Below are 8,135 nucleotides of genomic sequence, written 5' to 3'. Positions count from 1 at the left end.
TGTCGGCGACGTCGTGCGCGAGGGCCGTCAGGCCGTACGTCTCGACGGCGGGCGGCGGCACGAGGGCCGCGTCGAACGGCAGGTCCGCGACCCGACCCTCGGCGCTCGCCTGGTCGAGGAGGGCCGCGGGCGCGGTGTTCGACGTGGCCGGGACGTGCACGACGCCCGGCAGGTGGTGCGCGAGCCAGCGGCGGCACTGCACCCACGCGTGCGGGTGCGCGGAGATGCGGCGGACGTCGGCCAGCGCGACGCCGGGCGCGGCGGCGAGCGTGAACTGGACCGGCACGAGGACCTCGCGCAGCAGCACGAGGGGTGCACCGCCGGCGAGGCTGTCGAGCGTCGCGGTGACGCCGCCCTCGACGGTGCTCTCGATCGCGACGACCGCGAAGTCGGCCGCGCCGGTGCGGACCGCGTCGATCGCGGCCGACACGTCGGCCTGCGGCAGGTACTCGGCGTCGTCGGGCGACACGACCTGGCGCAGCGCGGCCTCCGTGAAGGTGCCCGCCGGCCCCAGGTAGGCGTAGCGCGGCCGTCCCTGCGGTGCTGCAGACATCACGACTCCTCCTCGGGGCGTGCACGCAGCCCGCCGGGGTCGAGGGTAGTGCGCCCGTACCCTTGACCGGTGCCCACCCCTGCCCGCCCGCGCGCCCTCAGCCGACGCGTGCGCGTGCTCGCCGGAGCGCTGCTCGCCGCCGTGACCACGCTGCTCCTCGTCCCGCCGGCGGGTGCGACCGCCCCGGCCAGCACCCCGGTGGTCGCCGCCGAGGACGGTGCGACGACCGCGCCCGTGGTGCTCGTGGGCGTCACCGGGCTGCGCTGGGACGACGTCACGACCCTCACCACCCCCACGCTGTGGGACCTGTCGCGCGACGGCTCGATCGGCCTCGTCGCCGCCCGCTCGGTCGCGTCCCGGTCCTGCCCGGCGGACGGCTGGCTCGCGGTGTCGTCGGGCGAGCGCGCGTCCGACCTGCCCGCCGACGACCGCACGTGCCGCACCCTGCGGGAGCCCGGCGAGGACGGCCTCGTGCCCGGCTGGGACGACTACCAGACGTCCGCCGACGACGAGTCGTACGGCGCCCGCCCCGGCCTGCTCGGCGACCTGCTCACCGACGCCGGGGTCCCCGCGACGGGCATCGGCCCGGGTGCGGCGGTCGCGCTGGCCGACGGCGACGGGCTGCCCGTCGGCACACACGTCGCGCGGCCCGAGTCGATGGCCGGCCTGACGCGCGCGGTCCGCGACGCCCTCGGCACCTCGCAGCTCGTCGTCGTCGACGCGGGCGTCCTGCGCGACCCCGGCTACGCCACCCAGCCCCGCGGCGCGACGACCCCGCCGCAGGAGGAGCAGGGCGACGAGATCCCCGGCATCGCCGACCCGACCGACCCCGACCTGCCGTCACCCGACGCGATCGTCGAGCCGACCCGCTCCGCGCAGGCCCAGACGCTCGACGAGCGCATCGGCGCCGTCCTGCGCGCGACCGAGCGGACCGGGGCGACCGTGCTCGTCGTGTCCCTCGCGGACTCCAGCCGCGCGACCCTGCAGCTCGCCGCCGCGACCGGGCCCGCGCCGAACGGCGGCACCTACGCCGACAACCTGCTCACGTCCGGCGCGACCCGGCAGGCGGGCCTCGTGCAGACCGTCGACGTCACCCCGACGCTGCTCGACGCGCTCGACCTGCAGGACGAGGCCCCCGCGCTCGCGGGCGCGACGATCGTGCCGACCGCAGGGCCCGCGACGGCGGCGGGACGCATGGCGCAGCTGCTCGACATCCAGCAGCAGGCGCTGTGGGTCACGCGCGTGAGCGGCGCGTTCTCGACGCGGATGGTCCTCGTGCAGGCCGTCCTGTTCGTCGCCGCCGCGATCGTCCTCACCCGCAAGGGCCGCTCCGACCGTCCGCCGCTGCGGCCCGCGCTGCAGGTCCTGCGGGTCGCCGCGCTCGCGCTCGCCGCCGCACCGATCACCGCGTTCCTCACCGGCCTCGTGCCGTGGTGGCGGGCCGACGACCCGCGCGCCGCGTTCTGGTGGACGGTCCTCGCGTGGATCGCGCTCATCACCGCGCTCGCGCTCACCGGCCCCTGGCGGCGCTCGGTCCTCGGCCCCGCCGGGTTCGTCGCCGCGGTGACCGTCGGGGTGCTCGTCGTCGACGCGTGCACGGGATCGTCGCTCGTCATCGACACCCCGATGGGCGCCCACCGGCTGCTCGCCGCCCGGTTCTACGGCATGAGCAACCAGGCGTTCGCGCTGCTCACCGCCGCCGGCCTGCTCGTCGCCGTCGCGATCGCCGACCCGCTCGTGCGGCGCGGCCGACGCCGGCTCGCGACCGTCCTCGTGTCCGCGCTCGGCCTGCTGCTCGTCGTCGTCGACGGCGCACCCGGCCTCGGGTCGGACTTCGGCGGCCCGCCCGCGCTCATCCTCGCGTTCGCGCTGCTCGCGGTCGTCGTCAGCGGCCGGTCCGTGAACTGGAAGACCCTCACGCTCGTCCTCGGGATCGGCGTGCTGGTCGTCGGCGGGTTCGCGGTGCTCGACTGGATGCGCCCGCCCGGCGACCGCACCCACCTCGGCCGGTTCTTCGCGACCGTCCTCGACGGCGGCCTGTGGGACGTCGTCTACCGCAAGCTGTCCGTGAACCTGCGCGTCCTGACGAACTGGCGCTACCTGGTGCTCGCCGTCGGCGGTATCGCGCTCACGTGGATCGTCATCGCCGGTGGCAGCGCGCGCCGGGGTGCGCTCATGGGGCCGCGCTCCCCGCTCGCCGGACTGCAGGCGGCCGTGCCGCTGCTGCGTCCGGCGATCGCCGCGATCGGCGCCGGCCTCGCCGTCGGGTTCCTCATCAACGACTCCGGCATCGTCGTGCCGGCCACGGGCATCGCGGTCGCAGTGCCGTGCCTGGTCGCGGCGGCCGCGCAGTGGCGGCTCGGGTCGGCGGACGGCCAGGCCCCGGCCGACGACGTCGTGGCGCGCGCCGGGGGCGGTGCAGGCGGACCCGGTGGTGCGGGTGGCGACGACGGACCCGGTGATGCGGACGACGCCGGCGCGCCCGACGGGGGTGCCGGCAGCGGCGAGGCGGTCGCGGAGGTCGGGACCGCCGACGCCGTCAGCGGTGCGTCTGCGGCGGACGCGACGTCGGGGCGACCGTCTGCCGGACCGCCGACGCCGCCTTCCGGACCCGCCGCGCACTGACGGCGAGCTGCACGTCGCGGTACTGCGCGGCCCGGTGCAGCTGACCCTTGAGGTCGGCGCCCGACGGGCGGTGCCGCAGCTCGCACGGCACCTCGACGACCCGGAAGCCGTGCCGCAGCAGGTCGATCGTCATGCCCGTCTCGACGCCCCACCCGCGGGCGAGCGGCGTCGCGGCCTCGAACGCCTCCCGGGTCAGGCAGCGCATGCCGGACAGCGGCTGCGTGGGTGTCCAGCCCGTCATCGACGCGATGGCCCGGCGGGCCGCGCCGACGACGATGCCGCGACCGCCCGCGCCGGGCTGCGGCGGGAGCAGCGCGATCGACAGGTCGGCGTGCCCCTCGAGCACGGGCGGGACGAGGGGTGCGGTGTTGACGGCCGTCTCGCCCAGGTCGCCGTCGATGAACAGCAGGACGCGCGGCAGCCGGTCGGGCGCGTCACGCATCGCGACGACCGCGGCCCCGGTCTCCATCGCGGCGGCCTTCCCGCGGTTGTGGGAGTGCCGCACGACGACGGCCCCGGCCTCGCGGGCGACGTGCTGCGTGTTGTCCTCGGAGCCGTCGTCGACGACGAGCACGAGGTCGACGTGCGGGATGGCGCGCGCGGACCGGACGGTCGCGGCGATCCGCCGGGACTCGTCCTTCGCGGGGATGATGACGGCGACGCGCTGCTTCTGCTTGTGCGGGCGGTGGGCCTCGCGCGCGGGCGCGCGGGACCCGTCCGCCGGCGTCGGCGTCGTCTGCGGGGTCGCCTCGGTCGCAGGCCCGCTCGCGGGCTCGGTCGAGGCGGGGGTCGAGCCGGCCTCCGGCTGGTCGTCGGCGGCCTTCCCGCCCTTGCGCGTCACGGGCGCCAGCCTAGCGAGCCGTGAGGCCCGCGCCCGACGGGCGCGACGGGCACGGACCGGCGTGGACGGGCGGGTCAGCGCAGCGTGACCTGCCGCGCCACCAGCCCGGCGCGGGCGCGACGCTCGTTCGCGTCGAGCGGCTCGGTGCTCGCGAGGGCCTCGGCGAACGACGGGGCGAACGCGGCGACGGGCGCCTCGATGTCCTCGGCCTCCGACCCGCGCGCCAGCTCCCACACGGGGACGACGAGGCCGCTGGACCGGAAGTAGCCGACGAACTTCGCACCCTCGAACCCGGACGCGCGGCGCGCGTGCAGGCGGGCGAGCGCGTCGAGCACGACCTGCTCCTCGTGCGGCTGCGCCCAGCGCAGGAACTCGCGGGCACCCATGCGGCACCAGTACGCGGCGTCGGCGGCGGCGAGCTTGCGGGTGTCGATGATGCCCGCGTCGGCCTCCTCCATGGCGGCCACGAGGTCCGGCGTGCGCTCGGTGTCGGGCGCGAGCCAGTAGGAGAACGAGTCGTGGACCGTCACCTCGAACGGGACGGACGGGTCGAGCACGTCCTGCAGGCGCGGCCCCGGGCCGGGCAGGCCCACGGTCTCGACGGCCGTGCCGGCCTCGACGTCGAGGGCCTGCAGCAGTGCGGCGGCCAGGTCGCGGCTCGCGTCGCCGCTGCTGCCCACGGTCTGCAGCGCGAGCAGCACGACGCCGTCGGCGCGGTGCAGGGCCGGCCACGCGGTCGGCAGGACCGTCGTCACGAGGACGTCGCGCGCGCCGTGCTCCTTCGTGGTGCGGGCGGTCGCCGTCGCCGCGGGGACGAGCTCCTTGAGCGCGACCCAGTCGGGCTCACCGGGCAGTCCCTCGAACGGACGCAGCACGAAGTCGGGCGTGTTCCTGGCCATGCCCCGAGGCTACCGGCCCAGCGGCCCGCGTCCGACCCGGACCGCGCTGGGGTCGGGCCTGGTCCGGCCGGTGCGGGCTCGGTCGGGGTCGGCCGCGTGGAGGATCTGTCGCGCCTGGCGCGCCGTTCCTTCCACACCAGGGCCCTGGCAACCCAGGACGATCGGGGGCTGCGCCCTCGCTGGTCATGGGGAAGGATCGACCGCATGGACCCGCGCGCCGGAACACCCGCCCAGCCGTCCGACCTCGTCGACCTCGACGCCCTGCTCAGCGCCTACTACGACCGCGAGCCCGACCTGGACGACCCCGCGCAGCGCGTGGTGTTCGGGACGAGCGGCCACCGCGGGTCGGCGCTGGACTCCGCGTTCAACGAGGCGCACATCGTCGCGATCACCGCGGCGATCGTCGAGTACCGCCGCGGGCAGGGCACCGACGGTCCCCTGTTCATCGGCCGTGACACCCACGCGCTGTCCGAGCCGGCCTTCCGCTCGGCCCTCGAGGTGCTGGCCGCGGCCGGCGTCGAGGTGCACGTCGACGCCCGCGACTCGTGGACGCCGACGCCCGGCGTCTCGCACGCGATCCTCCGCCACAACGGCGCCGGGTCCTCCGAGGGCGTCCGCACGTCCGGCCCCGGGCTCGCCGACGGGATCGTCGTGACCCCGTCGCACAACCCGCCCCGGGACGGCGGGTTCAAGTACAACCCGCCGCACGGCGGCCCCGCCGGGTCGGACGCGACGTCCTGGATCGCCGACCGCGCCAACGCGATCCTCGCGTCGGGCTGGCGCGCCGTGCCGCGTGTCAGCGTCGAACGGGCCCTCGCCGCCGACACGACCCGCAAGCACGACTACCTGTCCGCGTACGTCGACGACCTCGCGAACGTCCTCGACCTCGACGCGATCCGCTCCGCGGGCGTGCGGATCGGCGCCGACCCGCTCGGCGGCGCGTCCGTCGAGTACTGGGGCGCGATCGGCGAGCGGTACGGCCTCGACCTCACCGTCGTGAACCCGCAGGTCGACCCGCGCTGGTCGTTCATGACCCTCGACTGGGACGGCAAGATCCGCATGGACTGCTCGTCGCCGTACGCGATGGCGTCCCTCGTGACCCGCATGGCGGGCGGCGAGGCACCCTTCGACGTCGCGACCGGCAACGACGCCGACTCCGACCGGCACGGCATCGTCACGCCCGACGGCGGCCTGATGAACCCCAACCACTACATCGCCGTGATGATCCAGTACCTCTACGGCGGCGCCCGTCCCGGCTGGCCCACCGGCACCGCGATCGGCAAGACGCTCGTGTCGTCCAGCCTCATCGACCGCGTCGCCGCGCGCCTCGGCCGCCGCCTGCTCGAGGTCCCCGTCGGGTTCAAGTGGTTCGTGCCCGGCCTCGTCGACGGGTCCGTCGGCTTCGGCGGCGAGGAGTCCGCCGGGGCGTCGTTCCTGCGCAAGGACGGCACCGTGTGGACCACCGACAAGGACGGCCTGCTGCCCGCCCTGCTCGCGTCCGAGATCATCGCGACCACCGGCAAGACGCCCTCGCAGATCCACCGCGACCTCGTCGGCGAGTTCGGCGAGTCCTGGTACGCGCGCGTCGACGCCGCCGCGACCCGCGAGGAGAAGAAGACCCTCGGCGCCCTCGACGCCGCCCAGGTCACCGCGACCACGCTCGCCGGCGAGCCGATCACCGCCCGCCTCACCCACGCACCGGGCAACGACGCCGCCATCGGCGGGCTCAAGGTCACCACCGAGAACGCCTGGTTCGCCGCGCGGCCGTCGGGGACCGAGGACGTCTACAAGATCTACGCCGAGTCGTTCGTGTCGGAGGAGCACCTCAAGCAGGTCCAGGACGAGGCGAAGCAGGTGGTCTCGCAGGCACTGGGGGGCTGACCTCGCCTGATCCGCGAGCCGATCCACTGGTGCAACTATCCTGACACGCCGCAAGAATAGTTGCACAGTGTCAGGATCCTGACACACTGGTCGGGTGGACCTGTCACACCCCTTGAGGTCGCTCATCCCGACCCTCGACGCCGCTGCGCTCGAAGTGCTCGCCGGTACCGAGTCCGGGCTTTCCGCGACCCAGGTCGCCAAGCTCGCCGGGAAGGGCAGCCGGCCCGGCTTGATACTCGCGCTCGACCGCCTCACCCGCGCCGGGCTCGTCCACGCCGTTCCGTCGAACACCGGCCACCTCTACCGGTTGAACCGGGACCACCTGCTCGCACGAGCGGTGCTCGACGCAGCGACCGCCCGACGGGAGCTTCTGCATCGGCTGGGAGCAGTGATCGACGACCTCATCCCGCACCCCGTGCACGCCAGCGTGTACGGATCGACCGCACGCGGAGAGGCAACCGAGGACTCGGACGTGGACCTGCTCATCGTCACGCCGACCGAAGCCGACCGGTACGACGACACCTGGCGCGAGCAGATGCGGACCCTGGAGGACCGGGTGCACGCCTGGACAGGGAACCGCCTCGAAGTGCTCACCCTGTCCGCGCACGGCGTCGGAACAGCGCACGCCGCCGGTGAACCTCTCATCCGCGAGCTGTGGCGCGACGCGGTGACCGTTCACGGCCCCGACTTCCCCGTGCTGATGACCACCGTGCTGGCGGAGGACGCGTGAACCCGAAGAAGCACCCGACCCGTACGGAGGACATCGGGCAGGCACGCCAGCGTCGGCGTATCGCCGCCAAGTACCTCGAGGTCGCCGAGCTGGCCGCAGCCGAAGACGGCGCCGCCATCAACGTGGCCGTGGGTCTGGCCGTGCTGGCGGGGATCGCCGCCGGAGACGCCATCTGTGTCGCGGCGACCGGGCAGCGGTACTCCGGGCAGGACCACGCCGCAGCCGCGGACCTGCTCGCCCAGGTGGACTCGACCCGCGGGAAGAACCTCCGCGACCTCGTGGCGCTCAAGCCGGCATCCCACTACGGGACGGCGCTGCTGACCGACCGAGACCGCACGGCCGCCCTGCGGGCGGCGAACGCGCTCGTGGCCGAGGCGACCGCCCGCACCCAGTAGCCGACCCGGCTTCTGGTCGACTGCCGAGTGCTGGCGGTCCACCGTCCCGTCGGTGAGCAAGCGGTCGTACTCGTCGTCGCCGGGCCGAAGACGTCCCACTCGTCGGAGGAGCGACCGCGCAGGGCATGTTCGCCTCGGCGCAGCTTGAGCGTCCACAGCGAGAGGTTGGCGTCGGCGACGCGCGCGAAGTGCCTGGACGCGGACGGGCCCC

The 8,135-nt window shown here is 75.1% G+C and carries 7 protein-coding genes; 4 read left to right on the top strand and 3 right to left on the bottom strand.

The window, feature by feature from the left end; all coding sequences use genetic code 11:
- Positions 1–553 (bottom strand): prephenate dehydratase domain-containing protein (locus CBZ_RS16660; RefSeq protein ID WP_281274899.1); only part of this gene is annotated, 553 nt, incomplete at its 3' end.
- Between the two features lie 69 nt (positions 554–622).
- Here CBZ_RS16660 and CBZ_RS16655 point away from each other — a divergent pair.
- Complete coding sequence (locus CBZ_RS16655) at positions 623–3,178, top strand: hypothetical protein (protein ID WP_165446826.1); 2,556 nt, start codon at positions 623–625, stop codon at positions 3,176–3,178.
- Here CBZ_RS16655 and CBZ_RS16650 read toward each other — a convergent pair.
- Entirely contained in the window at positions 3,093–4,019 is a 927-nt protein-coding gene (locus CBZ_RS16650; protein ID WP_130782606.1) for a glycosyltransferase family 2 protein, read from the bottom strand. The two genes, CBZ_RS16655 and CBZ_RS16650, sit on opposite strands and share 86 nt — an antisense overlap.
- A 74-nt stretch (positions 4,020–4,093) precedes the next feature.
- A complete protein-coding gene (locus CBZ_RS16645; RefSeq protein WP_130782605.1) occupies positions 4,094–4,918 on the bottom strand; it encodes a DUF5926 family protein in 825 nt (274 codons plus the stop codon).
- A 204-nt stretch (positions 4,919–5,122) separates the two neighbouring features.
- Between CBZ_RS16645 and pgm the strand changes: the two genes are divergently transcribed.
- From pgm to CBZ_RS16630, 3 genes are all read left to right on the top strand, one after another.
- A complete protein-coding gene (pgm, locus tag CBZ_RS16640; RefSeq protein WP_130782604.1) occupies positions 5,123–6,799 on the top strand; it encodes a phosphoglucomutase (alpha-D-glucose-1,6-bisphosphate-dependent) in 1,677 nt (558 codons plus the stop codon).
- A gap of 94 nt (positions 6,800–6,893) precedes the next feature.
- Positions 6,894–7,529, top strand: a complete 636-nt coding sequence (locus CBZ_RS16635) for a nucleotidyltransferase domain-containing protein (RefSeq protein WP_130782603.1) — start codon at positions 6,894–6,896, stop codon at positions 7,527–7,529.
- Positions 7,526–7,924, top strand: a complete 399-nt coding sequence (locus tag CBZ_RS16630; RefSeq protein WP_130782602.1) for a hypothetical protein — start codon at positions 7,526–7,528, stop codon at positions 7,922–7,924. The genes CBZ_RS16635 and CBZ_RS16630 overlap by 4 nt, the downstream gene beginning before the upstream one ends.
- The last annotated feature ends 211 nt before the right edge of the window (positions 7,925–8,135 follow it).

It is taken from the genome of Cellulomonas biazotea, assembly GCF_004306155.1.
GTDB lineage: Bacteria > Actinomycetota > Actinomycetes > Actinomycetales > Cellulomonadaceae > Cellulomonas > Cellulomonas biazotea.
Note: the sequence above shows the minus strand (reverse complement) of the source record. Positions and strands in the feature narration are given on the sequence as shown.